The organism is Schnuerera sp. xch1 (genome assembly GCF_019931165.1).
Lineage (GTDB): Bacteria > Bacillota > Clostridia > Tissierellales > Tepidimicrobiaceae > JAIOUP01.
In genome coordinates, this window is sequence record NZ_JAIOUP010000025.1 from 1 (window position 1) to 16,273 (window position 16,273).

Genomic DNA, 16,273 nt, shown 5'->3' on the forward strand with positions numbered 1-16,273 from the left:
ACTCCGAATCTTTGTGCTAATATAAAGAATGTATCTCCAGCTCTTATAGTATAAAGAAATCCATTTGGACAAGGTGGTTGCATAGTTCCAGGTATGCATATTATCTGTCCAACTCGAAGATTATTTGGATCAATTCCTGGATTTAATCGTTGAATAGCTGATACGGTAGTGTTAAATCTTTGAGCTAATACAAATAGAGTATCCCCTGCTCTAATTGTATAAGAAAAGCTTCCTTGAGGGCATCTTTGTTCTATATTATAATTTTCGTTCATGTTAATCACCTTTCTACATATATTTTATTCTGCAATATATAATATGCAGAAAGGAATATAGGTGTTAAAAAGTTAATCCATATTTCTTGCCCTGGTATGAATTTCTTGTCTTTAATTCCCTATCGATTCCAGATAATACTTTCAACTTATCTAAGCTCCACCTAGGCCCATATAATAAATCCCTTTTTCCATCCCCCGTTACTCTATGGATTACCATATTTTTAGGTAAAAGTTCTAACCCATCCACTACTAAAGGTATATATTCATCCCTGTTCAATAGATGAAAAGGATTTTTTATATAATAATTATAAAGATCCGTTCCCTTTTGTATATATAATAGGTGAAATTTTACTCCCCAAGTATTTGTATCAGCTACATACTTAATTGAATCCAAAATATCTCTTCTGGATTCAGTGGGAAGTCCAAATATCAAGTGAGTGACCACCTTTATACCCCTTTTCCCTAATTCTTTTATAGCTTCGCTATAAACTTTCAAAGGATAACCTCTTCTAATAAACTTGGCTGTTCTTTCGTGTATTGTCTGAAGTCCCAACTCTATCCAAAGGTAAGTCTTTTTGTTTATCTCATCTAAAAGGTGTAAAACTTCTTCTGACAAGCAATCAGGTCTTGTTGCTATAGCCAACCCTACGATACCTTCTTCTGATAGAGCAGAATAATATTTCTCTTTCAAGTCCTCACAAAAAGAGTAGGTATTGGTGAAGTTTTGAAAATAAGCAATATATTTATCTGTGTCCCATTTATTTGACATAAACTCTTTCTGTTCTTTAATCTGCTCATTTATATCCAAAGCTCGTGAACCGGCAAACTCTCCAGAACCTTCTTCTCCACAAAATATACATCCTCTTCTACCAATTGTCCCATCCCTATTAGGACAAGTAAAACCTCCATCTAAGGATAATTTTATTACCTTTTGCCCAAATATTTTTCTTAATTCATAATTTAAAGTATGATATCTTTTATCTCCCCACATTTAATTGACTCCTCTATCAAAAATTGTTATATACTATTATATGTTACCACAATTAAAGTCTGGGTAATATAATATATAGTATTTTATCTACAGAGAGAAACGGAGTGAACATTATGACTGCTAAAACTTGTATTGAGCTAGTCCCAATATTTAGCACTTTGACTTCTGACGAGATGATGGAAATCGCTAAGATCACAGTTAGCAATACATATAAAAAGGGTGAAATGGTTTATTTAGCTGGAGAAAGAAAGAAACAACTATTTGTAATACATGAAGGTAAGGTTAAAATAACCAGACTTTCCAGCTCTGGGAAGGAACAAATCATTAGAGTCCTAGGTCCAGGAAATTTTATGGGAGAACTATCTCTTTTTAGTGATGCACCCATGATCAACAATGCAGAAGTATTAGATGACACTACAGTTTGTATTATTGATGGAGAAAAGTTAAAGACCCTTATGATCAAGTATCCCGCTATAGCTTTTAAGATATTGGAAGAATTAAGCACTAGATTGGAAAAAGCTGAAACTCTAATTGAAAATTTAGGTATCAATAATGTGGAAACTAGAATTGCTCAAGTGCTTTTAAACTTAGTCAATGAACGAGGAGAGGTTGTACTCGATACAAGTAAAAGAGATTTAGCTTCATATATAGGTATGAGTCAGGAAACATTGAGTAGAAAACTATCTTACTTTCAAGAAAAAGGCTGGATAAAGTTAATGGGCCATAGAAGAATCATTTTGTTGTCGAAAGAAAATCTGAGAAATTTACTTTAGCTTATATCCTAAATAGAAATTTTAATGGTAATTGTAATACTTTTAGGTAATAATATAGATGTTCACATTTTAAAAACATAGGAGGCAGTAATATGGCAATAAAAATAACTGACAAAGTTACTTGGGTAGGGAAAATAGACTGGGAACTGAGAAATTTTCACGGAGAAGAATATACCACTCATAGAGGTTCATCCTATAATTCCTATTTGATCCACGATGATAAAACTGTCCTTATAGACACCGTATGGGAACCTTTTGCAGAGGAATTTGTAGAGAATTTAAAGAAAGAAATAGACTTAAATGAAATAGACTACATAGTAGCTAACCATGGGGAAGTAGACCATAGCGGGGCATTACCACTACTTATGAAGGAAATACCAAACGTACCAATCTATTGTACCGTTAATGGTGCTAAAATACTAAAGGCTCATTACCACCAAGATTGGAACTTTGAAACGGTAAAGACTGGAGACGAACTAGAAATTGGTAAGGATAATAAGCTAATATTTATTGAAGCTAAAATGCTTCATTGGCCAGATAGCATGTTTACCTACATGACCGGTGAAAGTATACTGTTTAGTAACGATGCCTTTGGTCAGCACTACGCTTCTGATAAACTATATAACGATTTAGTTGACCAAGCAGAATTGTATCAGGAGGCTATAAAATACTATGCAAATATATTAACCCCTTTTAGCCCCCTTGTGACAAATAAGATAAAGGAAGTGTTAGATTTCAATCTTCCTGTTAATATGATAGCTACAAGTCACGGTGTCATATGGAGAAACAATCCAACGCAAATAATTGAGAAGTATTTGAAATGGGCAGATGCATATCAAGAGAATCAGATTACAATAGTCTATGAAACAATGTGGCATGCTACCAGAAAAATGGCTGAAGCAATTGCAGACGGTATAAAATCTGTTGATAATGATGTGTCTGTCAAACTATATAATTCAGCTACTTCTGATAAAAATGATGTAATAACGGAACTATTTAAGTCCAAAGCAATGCTAATTGGTTGCTCCACAGTCAACAGGAGCATAATGCATGCAACTTCAGGACTTTTAGGAATGATAAAGGGAATTGGATTTAAAAATAAAAAAGCTGCAGCCTTCGGTTCCTACGGCTGGGGTGGGGAATCTGTTAAAATAATTACTGAAGGACTAAAAGAATCTAAATTGGAAGTAGTAGATGATGGAATAAGAGTACTTTGGCAGCCAGATGAAGATTCTGTAGAACGATGTAAGGAATATGGAAGAAAATTTGTAAAGAAATTATAAAGTAATGTTAAAGCCAGACATCTGTCTGGCTTTAACATTATCATTCTGAGCAACAGCGAAAAATGATAATCTACTTAACTTATTCAGATAATAATCTCTTTTCTCCTTCAATTTCCTGTATAGGCTTGATATTCTGAGTAAACTCTAGTGTTCCTAAATACTCTCCATTCTTATCCCTTACAGCAAAATATCTAATATATACATATACATCTCCCATCTTAATCCAGAAACTTTCTTCATCCTTTTTACCCGATTTAAAATCTTCTAGTATCTTCTCCACTACATGTACACTAGCTGGAGGGTGACAGTTCTGTACAGTTCTGCCTATAACGGTCTTGGTACGGGCAAATATTCTTTCCTTTCCTTGAGAGAAGTATTTTACTACGTCATCTTTATCTATAAACGTCATATCCCCAGGCACAGTATTTAACATGGATTCCAGTTCTTCAATGGATAAAACTCCTGTTTCAAACTTTATACTTCCTTCTTCTGAAACAGTTTCTCCTTTAGTCGTTATTGCTCTTTTTACTTCCCATTCAGTTTGAGGCTCAATTAATGTATAACCAATCTCATCACTATCATTATAGACACTAATCCACTCATCTTCAGATAGGGTTTCAAGAGCCATAGGAAATAGTATCTTTTCTTCCTTATATACCATTTCATTTATTTCATATACAACATTTTCAACTTTTTCAACAACTTCATCTTTATTGCCTCTATAATCTGTAAGCATCAACTTTATTTCTTTTAACATAGTTCTTATTTCATCATCTACTCCCCACATTACCTTAGGAGGCGTTATAATCTCGTATTTTTCTAAGTAAGGGAATACTAAATTTTCCTTTCTACTATAGTGTTTATCAATATCCCATAATAGATCAATATCCTGTTTTAAACTATTTATATTTTCCTTGCTATCTTCTTCCTTAAATTTTTCTAAATTTGGATTTATGTGTTCTTCAATATATTTTTTTATGGCTTCATTTTCTTCCCTTAAAGTATATATTGGATGACCTGGTACCTGATCAGGATGGTGTATCTCTTCAATAGAACCTTTAAATACTGCAGCATGAACGTTACATAATCGTTGGATCTCCTCTACTGGCAGACCTTCCTTCACCAATTGCCCCTCTATGGCAGTTATCTCAGATGGGGAAACCCCTTTTATAGCTTCTGCAAATTTACCCTTTACATCATCTACAGTGGCCCCTTTATGGAGTTCTTTGATTACTTCCTTCACCATTTTCTTTCTATGTTCTCTATTGTTGATCAATTCACTCAAATTTATCACCTCATAATCTTGTTATCCCTTATAATACCCACATATTGGACAATAAATAATTTTATTTTAATTTACCTTTTTTCTCCATAGCCTAATAATCTTACAGCATTTATTATTACCAATAATACACTTAATTCATGTATCAACATTCCTGAAGACATAAATACTACTTTGCCCAATACTCCTAATAGAAGTACTGCCGCAATGAATACTGCAAAATAGATATTTTGTTTTATATTCCTTACAGTAGCCCTGCTTAATCCTATAGCATAGGATAGTCTCTTTATCTCATCGGACATCAATACCACATCAGCCGTCTCCATGGCCACATCTGCTCCAGCACCTCCTATGGCTATACCTAAATCAGCTGAGGCTAATGCGGGTGCATCGTTTACACCATCTCCTACCATGGCAGTAGGTCCATATTTCTCTTGCAATGTTTCTAGAGCCTGAACCTTCTCTTCTGGTAGAAGTTCTGCATAATATTCATAAATTCCTAATTCCTTTGATATGGCTGATGCCGCTCTTTCATTATCTCCAGTTAACATTACTACTTTTTTTATGCCTTGTTTTTTCAAATCCTTTATAAGTTCTTTTGCATCTTCTCGTATAGTATCAGCTATGGATATAGCCCCTAACATTTTCCCCTTAGTTGCTACAATAACTACTGTCTGACCATGTTCTTCTTCGTCCCTTATATAGTTTTCTCCTTCAGTTATTGATACCCCATTTTCTCGTAATAATTTTCTGTTACCTATTAAATATTCATTACCTTGAACTTTAACCTTAAGTCCTTGTCCTGTAACGATGTCAGCTTTCTCTGTAGTTTCCTTTAACTTCCCAAATTTTTCTTCTGCAAAAGAAATAATTGCTTTAGCCAGTGGATGTTCAGAATAGCTTTCTCCAATTGCTGCTATTTTCAATAGTTCATCTTCATTCATCTCAAAGGATTTGACTTTTGTAACTTTAGGCTTCCCTTCTGTTAAGGTTCCAGTCTTATCAAATGCTAGTACTTTTGTTTTCCCCAAATCCTCCATTATTTCTCCACCTTTTACTAATACTCCATGTTTAGCTCCATTTCCAATTCCTGCTACTATCGAAACAGGTGTGGAAATTACTAAGGCACCTGGACATGCTATTACTAATAATGTGATGGATAATACTAAATCTCTGGTAAATATAAATAGTAGTATTGAAAGTACTATTATAGAAGGAGTATAGTATTTGGAAAACACCTCTAAGAATTTTTGAGTCTTAGCTTTTTTGTCTTGAGCTTCCTCTACCATTTCCAATATTCTAGCAAAGGTAGTATCATCACCTACTCTATCCGCTCTAATCTTTAAGTATCCTGACTCGATAATTGTTCCAGAAAACACTGTATCCTCTTCTTTTCTATCCACTGGAATTGATTCTCCCGTAATGGCTGATTGGTTTATATAGGCGTTCCCTTCTATAATAGTTCCATCGACTGAAATTTTCTCTCCTGGTTTTACTATTACGATATCCCCTTGTTCTACTTTATCTGGTGAAATCAATACTTCTTTCCCATCCTTTATGATTCTAGCCTCATCTGGTGCTAAATCCAATAATGCTTTGATTGATGACCTGGTCTTTTCCAATGTTCTGGATTCTAGATAATCTCCTAGCATAAATAGGAAGGTTACTGCTGCAGCTTCCCAATATTCCCCTAAGAACAGAGCACCGATCACAGCGATGGTTACCAATGCGTCTATACCTAAAATCTTATATCTTAGTGAAGAAACAGCATTTTTTATTATTGGTAATCCTGCTACAATAGCTGCAGCTATCATAAATATATTTGCATACCATTCACTTAAATCTGTACGTTGTAATATGAAAGATATTACAATAAATACTCCAGATATTATAACTCTCTTCCCTTTAGTTATTCTCACTACATTCCCCCCTCCTAAAAAATCTATTTAACCTTTAATACTCTATAGCCTAACCTTTCAATTACATCCTTTATATCTTCAGCATTTACCACTGATTCATCAAATGTCACTTTTGCCTTGCTAGAATTAAACAATACCTCTGATTTCTCTATACCTTCAGTTTTCTTCAAAGCACCTTCAATCTTTGCCATGCAAGATGGGCATGTTAATGTTTCTAGTTTATAAGTTTTTGTTGCCATTATAAAATCCTCCTTTTAATATTGTTTTATTTATTCTGTACCTTTATTATAGAAAATATTAAATCATAATACTTTGACCTAAATCAAAATTTGAAATAATTATGAAAAATAAAAATTTTAATAGTTAAATAGTAGCTAGTTTTATGTTTAATGTTTAATGTTTAATCTTTAAAGAATCACCAAATTGAATCAATAGAAAAACCATATCAATTAGAAATTTTGATATGGCCTTTGTTCTCTAAATATTCTTTTTATTAGCTAATTCAACTTTTATTTTTACACCCTTTATTCTCTTTCCATTTAATTTTTTTATCACCTTATTGGAATATTCATCGGGAACCTCGACGAAAGTAAATTTATCATACATATCAATATCTCCTACAGCTTTTCTAGGTATATTTGTTTCTCCCATTATTGCTCCTAATATATGTCTTGGTCTCACACCTTTTCTTTTTCCAACATTGATATATATTCTTGTCATTGCATTGATACCTGTTCCTCCATAATCTATTGCATCTAATTTGTTATGCTTATCTAATCGATCATTTTTTAAATAAGATTTTAATAGAGCAGCTGCTATATCAAAAGAACTGTAATCTTGCTCTAATAAAACATTGAGTATTTTTTCATACTTGCCCAATTGTCCTCTATCTATTTCCTCTTTTATATTTTCCAATAGTATGTCACTTTGCCTATCTTTAATATCTTTTAGTGTAGGAAGATCTTTCCTTCTAATCTTAGTTTTTGTATATTTCTCAATATCTTTAATCCTATATCTTTCCCTGCCTACTACTAAATTAATTGCCATTCCTTCTCTTCCTGCTCTAGCGGTTCTACCAATTCTATGGACATAATATTCATTATCTTGGGGCACATCATAGTTAAAAACTATATCCACATCGTCTACATCTATACCTCTTGCTGCTACATCTGTAGCCACTAGAATATCAATATTTCCATTTCTAAATTTAGACATTACTTTATCTCTTTGAGATTGTTTTAAATCTCCATGAAGTCCATCGACAAAATAACCTCTACCTTGTAATTCTATGGTCAATTCATCAACTTTTTTCTTAGTATTACAAAATACTAATGAAAGTTTAGGGTTGTATATGTCTATAAGTCTAGATAATATTTCAATCTTCATATGTTCTTTCAATTCAAAATAATACTGTTCTACCCTTGGTACAGTTAATTCCTTATGCACTACCTTTATTATCTCAGGATTATTTTGATATTTCTTAGCAAAATCGACTATCTTTTTAGGCATAGTTGCAGAAAAAAAGATGGTTTGTCTTTGTCTTGGCATTTTATCTATGATAAATGCTATATCATCTCTAAATCCCATATCAAACATCTCATCAGCTTCATCTAATACTATCATTTTTATGTTATTTAGCTTTAAAGTTTTCCTCTTTATATGGTCTATAACTCTTCCTGGAGTTCCAGTTACTATTTGAACTCCCTTTTTTAAAGCCTTTATCTGTCTATTAATAGGTTGCCCACCATATATAGGTAGAACAAATATATCCTTTTTATATTTTGATAATCTTTTTATCTCCTCGGCAACTTGAATAGAAAGCTCTCTTGTCGGGCACAACACAATACCCTGTAAAACCCTATCTTCACCTTCACATTTCTCAATCATTGGTATTCCAAAAGCAGCAGTTTTCCCAGTTCCCGTCTGAGCTTGACCAATAATGTCTTTATCCTCTAATAAATTGGGTATAGCTCGAGACTGTATAGGTGTCATCTCCTCAAATCCCATATCTTCTACAGCCCTATATATTTCCGTAGATAGGTTTATCTCCTTAAATTTTGTCTCTCTCATTAATTTTTACATCCTTCCTTGTTCTTCCTCCTAGTATTTCTAACTTTTCTAGTATATATGTAATATGGCTTTTTTGCAAGGAAAATATAACAAGAGTTTTACTAAAGCAATTGGTAAATCGGAGACAATAGTATTTCGTGCTACTAAATATAATTATTGAATTTATTTCTTATTCACTGTATTATATTATTAAATGAATCCACAGAAGAAGAACAGCTCAATATATTAGAAACATCTATTCAGGATGCAGGTCAAGTTATAGTAGATATATATAGTAGATTTATATTTGAAAAAGAATTGTTTGAAAGAAGAAAAGAGCATTCTCTTTCTGTAAACGAATTGAAGCAAATGATGATTTCCTTCGTGCTATCGGCAAAAACAATATTGTGGATGTAGCTAAGATAATAGATATAGACATTCATTCATCAGATTTCTTTAGAAACTCTTTAGGATTAGTTCAAAAAGATATAGAAAAATTTATTGAATTAGTCGATAAAATAAAATAGAATTAAGCATTAAGGACAGTTCAAAACTATTAGAAAAGTAACAATATATTATAAACTTTAATTAAAGTTTATAATATAGCCAAAACATTGATAAAGGGAGGTTTTAATATGAACATATTATCAAATTATAATAATAATGAAATAGTCTTTTTAATATACTTACTGGTAATTAACTTGATATCATTTTCAGCATTTATGATAGATAAGTTTAAGGCTAGAAAGAATGGTTGGAGGATTAGTGAAATATCATTAATAGTTTTAGCTTTAGTAGGTGGCTCCATTGGAGCACTATTAGGAATGATAATGTTTAAACATAAGACAAACAAAACTAAGTTCTCCATAGGCATACCGTTAATCTTAATTATCAATAAAATAGCTGAATTAGCTATATTCAATTATTTTAAGTGAGATAAATTTTTATGTTATGGGAGGAGGTTTTTTATGATTAAGACAAATAAGGATAGACTTGTTATGCAATCTGTACAAGGCAAAATACATAGTCCAATTACCTCTAATAATCCGTATAGAATCGACAGAGAAGGATCAGCCCACATACTTCCTGCAACTGGAGGCATTTGCTACAATATTCAAATAGGAGATTCCTGTATGAAATGGGTAGCTGATCATGTTGAACCTGGAGTAAGCATTAAAAATAATGATACTGCAGAAAACAAAGCCCTAATGCTTTTATCCTGTATAGGAAATGAAGCAAAAGTAGTTTCAGGTGAAGCTAGAGGAACTAAGGGTTTTGTAACAGGTATGCATGGAGGAATAGACCATACATTGATATATTTCAAGAAAAGCGATCTCGAAAATATGACTATTGGAGACACAATACTTGTAAAAGCCTATGGTCAAGGTTTGGCTATAGAAGGACATAATGATATAAAGTGTATGAATATAGATCCTGATCTATTTGAAAAATTAAATATAAAGGAAAATAATAAAAGCATTTTAGAAATTCCAGTAGTAACAGAAATACCTGCTTATTTAATGGGTTCTGGTATAGGAAGTGCTACTGCCTATTCTGGAGACTACGATATAATGACTGGAGACAAAAATGCAAATAAAGAATTTAGAATAGACAAGCTTAAGTTTGGTGATTTAGTACTATTAAGAGATTGCGATAACAATAACGGTCGTCAATATTTAAAAGGCTCTGTGTCTATAGGAGTAATAGTTCATAGTGATTGTATTAAATCAGGTCATGGTCCAGGTGTTACTGTTATCATGAGTTCTAAGACACCAAATATAAATGGTATTATAGATGAAAAAGCTAATATAGGACATTATCTAGGAATACTTTAGTATAGTAAAGCTTATGGTGGTGTTCACATAGCATAAGCTTTTTTACTATATACGATTAACTATTAATATAATTATCTCTAATATAAGTATTGAGCATCCTTATCTTTAATTTATTTAAATATTTCATAATAATCTCTAACTCATCTTCGTCAATAGGATCTTCTCTACTACTCTCTATTGCTGTTATAATCTTTTGCAAGTTTTGTATTAGAAATGTAAGAAATAATAAACTATTTTCTTCTTCAATCACATTCTTTGAAAAGTCATTATATAAATTTTCAATAATATTTAATTTATTTTTTGAACTTTGGAGAATCTTTATTAATTTTTCTTTATAATCTCTGCCATCACTATGTAATCCTATTTTATTGAAAGTTTTTTGTGTCTTTCTTTTTATTCTCTCATTCTGTAGATTAATAATCATCATTTATTCCTCCTCTTCAGGTCTTATAAAATTATATGAAAACAAAAATAACTTAGAATGAAAATTTATTCTAAGTTATTAATATTTACATTGTTTCCTTAATATATACGATTTAGAAAGATTAAAAAACGATAATATTACATAAACCGGTGAGAAGTTATATTATTTTATAAAAAATACCCCATTTCTCCGATATTTATATCCATTGCTTTGTCTCTATAAATTTTCTATTCCCTATATAGATTTTAACACAAAGGTGACAGCATTAAGATATTCAATATATTAAAAAAATATTTAATATATTAGTTATTCATTAAATACAATGTATAATAATAGTAGTAAAAAAAGAAAAGGAGGGAATAATAATGATTTCATTGATTAGTCCCGATAACACTTGGGCATTATGGGCAATTTTAGTTAGTATTACAGCAATCAGTATTTACTTAGAGCAAACTTATAAGTGGGCTTCAAAGATAACTGGTGCAATTATTGGATTAGTACTTGCAATGTTTCTTGCTAATATCAGAATAATACCTACAGATGCGCCTACTTATGACAATGTATGGGGCTATGTTGTACCTTTGGGAATACCTTTATTGCTATTTAATGCTAATATCAAAAAGATATGGCGAGAAAGCGGTAGAATATTAATAATGTTCTTATTAAGCTCAGTTGGAACCCTTGTGGGAGTTTTTATATCTTTTATTCTTCTTAGAAATCACATCCCAGATCTTTATAGGATGGCTGCAATGATGACTGGTTCATATATTGGAGGTGGAGTAAACTTTGCTGCTATGGCGCAGTCTTTTGGCACTGATGCAGAATGGGTTTCTGCTCTAGTAGTTGCCGATAATTTACTTATGGCACTATATTTCTTTGTACTATTGGCAATTCCTTCAATTAATCTCTTTAGAAAGAAGTTTAGTCACCCCCATGTAGATGAAATAGAAGGAAAAGTTGATGTTGAAGAAGGAGAAACATTAGCTGCCCAGTACTGGGGAAGAAAGGAGATATCTTTAAGAGATATTGCTTTTGGAGTAGCAATGTCCTTTGTAATAGTATGGATATCTACAGAAATAGCAAACTATTTAGGCAGTGTAATACCTACTGGAAACTTCTTCTTAAACTTACTTAATGGTTTTCTGGGCAATGAGTATTTATTAATAACTACAATAACTATGCTTTTGGCTACCTTTGCACCAAATTTCATGAGTAATATTCATGGTGCACAGGAAATTGGAACCTTTTTAATCTATATATTCCTAGTTGTTATAGGAGTACCAGCATCGCTGCAATTAATACTTACCAGAGCACCACTGCTTCTATTATTTACAGCTATAATTGTTATAATAAATATGATAATATCTTTTATACTAGGAAAGTTATTTAAATTCAACCTAGAAGATATACTATTGGCTTCAAATGCTAATATAGGTGGCCCAACTACAGCAGCTGCAATGGCAATTGCTAAAGGCTGGAATAAGTTAATAGGACCAATTATATTAGCAGGAATTTTTGGATATGTAATTGGCAACTATCTAGGAATATTCATGGGTAATCTTTTACAGCTTCTATAACATAGGGCACATACCTTGTGCCCTTTAAATTTTGGAGGTGAACTATGTTAATAGACATACATGGAGACATATGGACAGATGTGACAGTGAAGAGAAGCCTAGGAGAAAGAGATATAATTAAAAGATATCATCTGGATAGGTTTAAAAAAAGTGGAATAGTAGGAGGTACCTTTATAGTATGGATTGACCCTCCTCATGATGAAAGACCTAAGGAAAGGTTTGAGGAAAGTGTAAAGTATATGTCTGCTGAAATTTGGGAAAATCAAGATATTCTAAAGGTCATTTATAACACGAAAGATTTTTATAAGGCTATAGATGAAGGGAAGTTGGCGGTTTTATTAGGGTTAGAAGGGATTAGCCCTCTCGGAAAGGATGTGGAAGGTATATATACTCTATATCAGCTTGGATTTAGACAAATAAGCTTAACTTGGAATGAACAAAATGCCTTTGGGACAGGAGCTAGAGGAGATAAGAATAGAGGACTAACTAATGTAGGGAAAGAGGCTGTGAAGGTAATAGAGAATTTGGGTATAATTCTTGATGTGTCTCATGCAAACAATAAGACATTTTGGGATATATATGATATAGCAACAAAACCTATTATAGCATCCCATTCAAATGCAAGAGCTCTATGTAATGTACCTAGGAATATTACTGATGAGCAGATAAAAGCCATAGGAGAAAGCAATGGATTAATAGGAATTAATGCTTTTAATGAATTTATTCATGTGGACAAGGATAAGAGAAATGTAGACTGCCTAATAAACCATATTGAGCATATAGTCGAATTAATAGGTATTAACCATGTAGCTTTTGGATTTGACTTCTTTGAATATCTGGAGGAGGACACATCTAATACATTTATAGAAGATTCATATAGAGGCACACCAGGAATAGAAGATATATCTAGAGCTCCCAATTTACTAAAAAAGCTAAAGGAAAGGGGTTTCTCAAAGGAGGATATTGAAAAGATAAGCTATAAGAATTTTCTAAACTTAATAAACAGAGTCTGCGGATCTAGATAAACCGCAACTATGTAAAACTCCCTTCTAATCTTTGTACAAAGATTGGAAGGGAGTGATTTCATTCCAAATATTTCAAAGGCCGTGTTAAAAATGTTTGACTTCTCTAGATTTAAAAATATTAAAACCTGTAAATTCCTATTGATAATTAAAATTTAATGTGATAGCATTTTTGGTATATAATTAGTATATGGACAATAATAATTTAAATGAAAACATATAAAACATTTTTTAAAGTATTTGATTGTAAAGTGATAACCTTATGGGGAGGAATAAAATGAAAACAAATGTTTATGTACTTTTAGGTGGAAAATCAGCAGAACATGAAGTGTCTTTAAAAAGCGCTTCAGCTATTTTAAATGCTTTAGACAAAAATAAATATAATGTATATCCAGTGTTTATAACAAAAGAAGGCATTTGGTGTAGCTTAGGATTATTGAAAAAGGAAATAAAAAGCGTAGATGAATTACAGGTTGAGTCTAAAGATTCAATATCTACATCCATAGGCAAATTTTTAATGGAAATATTTAAAGACGATGAAAAAAGTATTATTTTTCCAGCAATACATGGTACAAATGGAGAAGACGGAACTATCCAAGGACTTTTAGAATTAATAGATGTACCCTATGTTGGAAATGAAGTTTTATCTTCTTCAGTAGGTATGGACAAGGTGATAATGAAAGATGTATTTTCAAAACACAACCTACCTCAAACAAAATATGTTTCTATCAGACTACATAGGTGGAAAGAAGATGAGAAAAAAGTCTATAAAAAGGTTGAAGAACAACTAAAATATCCTTATTATGTAAAACCTGCTAATTTAGGTTCTAGTGTAGGTATAAACAGAGTAGAAAATTATGAAGAGCTTGAAGAGGCTTTTAAAGAAGCATTCAAATATGATACCAAAATAATTGTAGAGGAAGAAGTAATAGCTAGAGAAATGCAGATATCTGTTATTGGAAATGATGATCCTAAAGTTTCAGTTCCAGGAGAATTTATTATGGAAAGACCTTTCTTTGACTATAATGCTAAATATATTGATGGAAAAATAATTCCAGTAATACCTGCTAGATTAGCACCAGAAGTAAGTGATAAAGTTAGAGAATTAGCTGTTAAAGCCTTTAAGATACTTAACTGTCATGGCCTTGCAAGAGTTGATATATTCGTAACTGATGATAATGAAATACTTATAAATGAAGTAAATACAATGCCTGGATTTACAGCAGTAAGCATGACCCCTGTATTGTGGAAAGCTACCGATGGAACTACCTACCCTGAATTAATTGAAGAATTAATAAGTCTAGCTTTTGAAAGATATGAACAAAAGAAGTCCATACTAAGAACGAGGTGAAAAAATTGATAAAGCGTTCTTTAAAAGATATACAATTCATGACCAATGGTCACGGATTAAGAGAAGAATATAATAATATTTACGTAAAAGGTGTATCTACAGATTCTAGAAAAATAAAAAAAGATCAATTATTTGTTCCCTTAACAGGAGAAAATTTTAATGGTCACAAATTTATTAAACAGGTGATTGATAAGGGAGCAGTAGCCACATTATGGAATAAAAATGAACCTTTACCTAGTATAAATATGAATTTCCCTTTTATATTAGTAGATGATACCTTATTGGCTCTTCAACAACTAGCTAAAGAATATCGAAATCAACTTGATATTAAAATAGTAGGCATAACTGGAAGCAATGGGAAAACTTCTACCAAAGATATTGTAGCAAGTTTGCTTAACACTAAATATAATACAAAGAAAACAATGGGTAATTTGAATAATCTTATTGGAGTCCCACTTACAATTCTCAAATTAAGTGAAGATACAGAAATAGCTGTTGTCGAAATGGCCACTGACAAATTTGGAGAATTATCCACATTGACCTCTATTGTTAAACCGGACATAGCTATCTTAACCAGTATAGGTGAAGCTCATTTAGAAGACTTATTGACCAAAGAAAATGTGGCTAAAGCAAAGCTAGAGATCTTAGAAGGATTGAATCCGAATGGATTATTTATATATTTCGGAGATGACCCTATATTAAAAAAAGAATTGAAAAATTATGATATTAAACATAAAACGTTAACTTATGGGACAGAGAAACATAATGATTATCAATGTACGTTGAACATGATGGGTAAAAATGACATCTTCTTTACGTTAAATACTCCTAGCTTGCAGAATTTTTTCTTGCCTATGTTAGGTAAGCATAATATGTATAATGCTACAGCAGCTATAGTAGTAGCCAGATATTTTGACATACCTTTTGATTTAATACAAGAAGGTTTTTATCATATTGAAAAAACAGGTATGAGAAACGAATTAGTCTATGCAGAAGGATTTACTATATTAAATGATTCATATAAGTCAAATCCTGATAGTGTACTAGCAGCTTTAGATACACTTTATGACATGGATACCTATAAGCAAAAAATTGTTGTTCTAGGTGACATGCTAGGATTAGGTGAAAATGAAGTAAAAATGCATGAGAAAATTGGGGAAAAAATTGATGAAAGTCAAATCGATTATATATTTACAATTGGTTCTCTAGCTAAATATATTGGTGAAGCTGCAAGAAACAAATTTGAAAACGACAAGATAATACACTGCGATAATAAGACACAACTAATTATAAATTTGAAAAAAGTTATCACACCAAAATCTATAATTTTAGTAAAGGCATCTAGATCCATGGAATTAGAAGAAGTTGTTGAAGATCTTAAAAAAGAAGTTAAGTTTCCTGAAGATAAAGTTATATAAAAGGGGCTGTTTCATAACTTATTTATAAGTTATGAAACGCCTCTTTTTCTATATTCTAGTTGTCAACTATATTTCAT

Annotated in this window: 16 protein-coding genes; 9 read left to right on the plus strand and 7 right to left on the minus strand. The window is 31.8% G+C overall.

Annotated elements, in window-relative coordinates; genetic code table 11:
* Positions 1-272 (minus strand): LysM peptidoglycan-binding domain-containing protein (locus tag K8M07_RS12030; protein ID WP_223379265.1); only part of this gene is annotated, 272 nt, incomplete at its 3' end.
* A gap of 64 nt (positions 273-336) precedes the next feature.
* On the minus strand, positions 337-1,263 hold the full coding sequence (locus K8M07_RS12035) for a TIGR01212 family radical SAM protein (RefSeq protein ID WP_223379267.1): 927 nt from the start codon (positions 1,261-1,263) through the stop codon (positions 337-339).
* 113 nt (positions 1,264-1,376) lie between these two features.
* On the opposite strand from K8M07_RS12035, the gene K8M07_RS12040 reads away from it, so the two are divergent.
* A complete protein-coding gene (locus K8M07_RS12040; protein ID WP_223379269.1) occupies positions 1,377-2,036 on the plus strand; it encodes a Crp/Fnr family transcriptional regulator in 660 nt (219 codons plus the stop codon).
* A 92-nt stretch (positions 2,037-2,128) separates the two neighbouring features.
* Positions 2,129-3,319, plus strand: a complete 1,191-nt coding sequence (locus tag K8M07_RS12045) for an anaerobic nitric oxide reductase flavorubredoxin (RefSeq protein WP_223379271.1) — start codon at positions 2,129-2,131, stop codon at positions 3,317-3,319.
* 79 nt (positions 3,320-3,398) lie between these two features.
* Here K8M07_RS12045 and K8M07_RS12050 read toward each other — a convergent pair whose 3' ends face one another.
* The 4 genes from K8M07_RS12050 to K8M07_RS12065 form a co-directional block, all read right to left on the minus strand.
* Positions 3,399-4,604, minus strand: coding sequence for a DUF438 domain-containing protein (locus K8M07_RS12050; protein WP_223379272.1), 1,206 nt, complete (start codon positions 4,602-4,604; stop codon positions 3,399-3,401).
* Positions 4,605-4,675: 71 nt separating this feature from the next.
* A complete protein-coding gene (locus K8M07_RS12055) occupies positions 4,676-6,520 on the minus strand; it encodes a heavy metal translocating P-type ATPase (protein WP_223379274.1) in 1,845 nt (614 codons plus the stop codon).
* A gap of 23 nt (positions 6,521-6,543) precedes the next feature.
* Positions 6,544-6,759, minus strand: a complete 216-nt coding sequence (locus K8M07_RS12060; RefSeq protein ID WP_223379276.1) for a heavy-metal-associated domain-containing protein — start codon at positions 6,757-6,759, stop codon at positions 6,544-6,546.
* A 238-nt stretch (positions 6,760-6,997) separates the two neighbouring features.
* Positions 6,998-8,590 carry a DEAD/DEAH box helicase gene (locus K8M07_RS12065; RefSeq protein WP_223379278.1) on the minus strand — a complete coding sequence of 531 codons (1,593 nt, stop codon included), beginning with the start codon at positions 8,588-8,590 and terminating at the stop codon, positions 6,998-7,000.
* Positions 8,591-8,746: 156 nt separating this feature from the next.
* On the opposite strand from K8M07_RS12065, the gene K8M07_RS12070 reads away from it, so the two are divergent.
* From K8M07_RS12070 to K8M07_RS12080, 3 genes are all read left to right on the plus strand, one after another.
* Positions 8,747-8,986 (plus strand): hypothetical protein, encoded by a 240-nt coding sequence (locus K8M07_RS12070; RefSeq protein ID WP_223379280.1) that lies wholly within the window; start codon positions 8,747-8,749, stop codon positions 8,984-8,986.
* A 218-nt stretch (positions 8,987-9,204) separates the two neighbouring features.
* Complete coding sequence (locus K8M07_RS12075) at positions 9,205-9,504, plus strand: DUF1294 domain-containing protein (RefSeq protein ID WP_223379282.1); 300 nt, start codon at positions 9,205-9,207, stop codon at positions 9,502-9,504.
* 33 nt (positions 9,505-9,537) lie between these two features.
* Positions 9,538-10,404, plus strand: coding sequence for a DUF4438 domain-containing protein (locus K8M07_RS12080; protein WP_223379284.1), 867 nt, complete (start codon positions 9,538-9,540; stop codon positions 10,402-10,404).
* A gap of 55 nt (positions 10,405-10,459) precedes the next feature.
* Here the strand turns inward: K8M07_RS12080 and K8M07_RS12085 are convergent, their stop codons facing one another.
* Complete coding sequence (locus K8M07_RS12085; protein ID WP_223379286.1) at positions 10,460-10,828, minus strand: hypothetical protein; 369 nt, start codon at positions 10,826-10,828, stop codon at positions 10,460-10,462.
* A 365-nt stretch (positions 10,829-11,193) separates the two neighbouring features.
* On the opposite strand from K8M07_RS12085, the gene K8M07_RS12090 reads away from it, so the two are divergent.
* The 4 genes from K8M07_RS12090 (at position 11,194) to K8M07_RS12105 (ending at position 16,196) form a co-directional block, all read left to right on the plus strand.
* Entirely contained in the window at positions 11,194-12,405 is a 1,212-nt protein-coding gene (locus K8M07_RS12090) for a DUF819 domain-containing protein (RefSeq protein WP_223379287.1), read from the plus strand.
* A gap of 44 nt (positions 12,406-12,449) precedes the next feature.
* The gene (locus tag K8M07_RS12095; protein ID WP_223379289.1) at positions 12,450-13,430 is read left to right on the plus strand and encodes a dipeptidase; all 981 of its coding nucleotides are present in this window, start codon (positions 12,450-12,452) and stop codon (positions 13,428-13,430) included.
* 274 nt (positions 13,431-13,704) lie between these two features.
* Complete coding sequence (locus K8M07_RS12100) at positions 13,705-14,778, plus strand: D-alanine--D-alanine ligase (protein ID WP_223379291.1); 1,074 nt, start codon at positions 13,705-13,707, stop codon at positions 14,776-14,778.
* A 5-nt stretch (positions 14,779-14,783) separates the two neighbouring features.
* Complete coding sequence (locus tag K8M07_RS12105; protein WP_223379293.1) at positions 14,784-16,196, plus strand: UDP-N-acetylmuramoyl-tripeptide--D-alanyl-D-alanine ligase; 1,413 nt, start codon at positions 14,784-14,786, stop codon at positions 16,194-16,196.
* Positions 16,197-16,273 lie beyond the last annotated feature (77 nt).

Coding starts and splice junctions, on each gene's coding strand:
- K8M07_RS12075 (WP_223379282.1), top strand. CDS start 9,205: ATGAACATATTATCAAATTATAATAATAATGAAATAGTCTTTTTAATA.
- K8M07_RS12080 (WP_223379284.1), top strand. CDS start 9,538: ATGATTAAGACAAATAAGGATAGACTTGTTATGCAATCTGTACAAGGC.
- K8M07_RS12040 (WP_223379269.1), top strand. CDS start 1,377: ATGACTGCTAAAACTTGTATTGAGCTAGTCCCAATATTTAGCACTTTG.
- K8M07_RS12045 (WP_223379271.1), top strand. CDS start 2,129: ATGGCAATAAAAATAACTGACAAAGTTACTTGGGTAGGGAAAATAGAC.
- K8M07_RS12060 (WP_223379276.1), bottom strand. CDS start 6,759: ATGGCAACAAAAACTTATAAACTAGAAACATTAACATGCCCATCTTGC.
- K8M07_RS12095 (WP_223379289.1), top strand. CDS start 12,450: ATGTTAATAGACATACATGGAGACATATGGACAGATGTGACAGTGAAG.
- K8M07_RS12085 (WP_223379286.1), bottom strand. CDS start 10,828: ATGATTATTAATCTACAGAATGAGAGAATAAAAAGAAAGACACAAAAA.
- K8M07_RS12100 (WP_223379291.1), top strand. CDS start 13,705: ATGAAAACAAATGTTTATGTACTTTTAGGTGGAAAATCAGCAGAACAT.
- K8M07_RS12090 (WP_223379287.1), top strand. CDS start 11,194: ATGATTTCATTGATTAGTCCCGATAACACTTGGGCATTATGGGCAATT.
- K8M07_RS12035 (WP_223379267.1), bottom strand. CDS start 1,263: ATGTGGGGAGATAAAAGATATCATACTTTAAATTATGAATTAAGAAAA.
- K8M07_RS12065 (WP_223379278.1), bottom strand. CDS start 8,590: ATGAGAGAGACAAAATTTAAGGAGATAAACCTATCTACGGAAATATAT.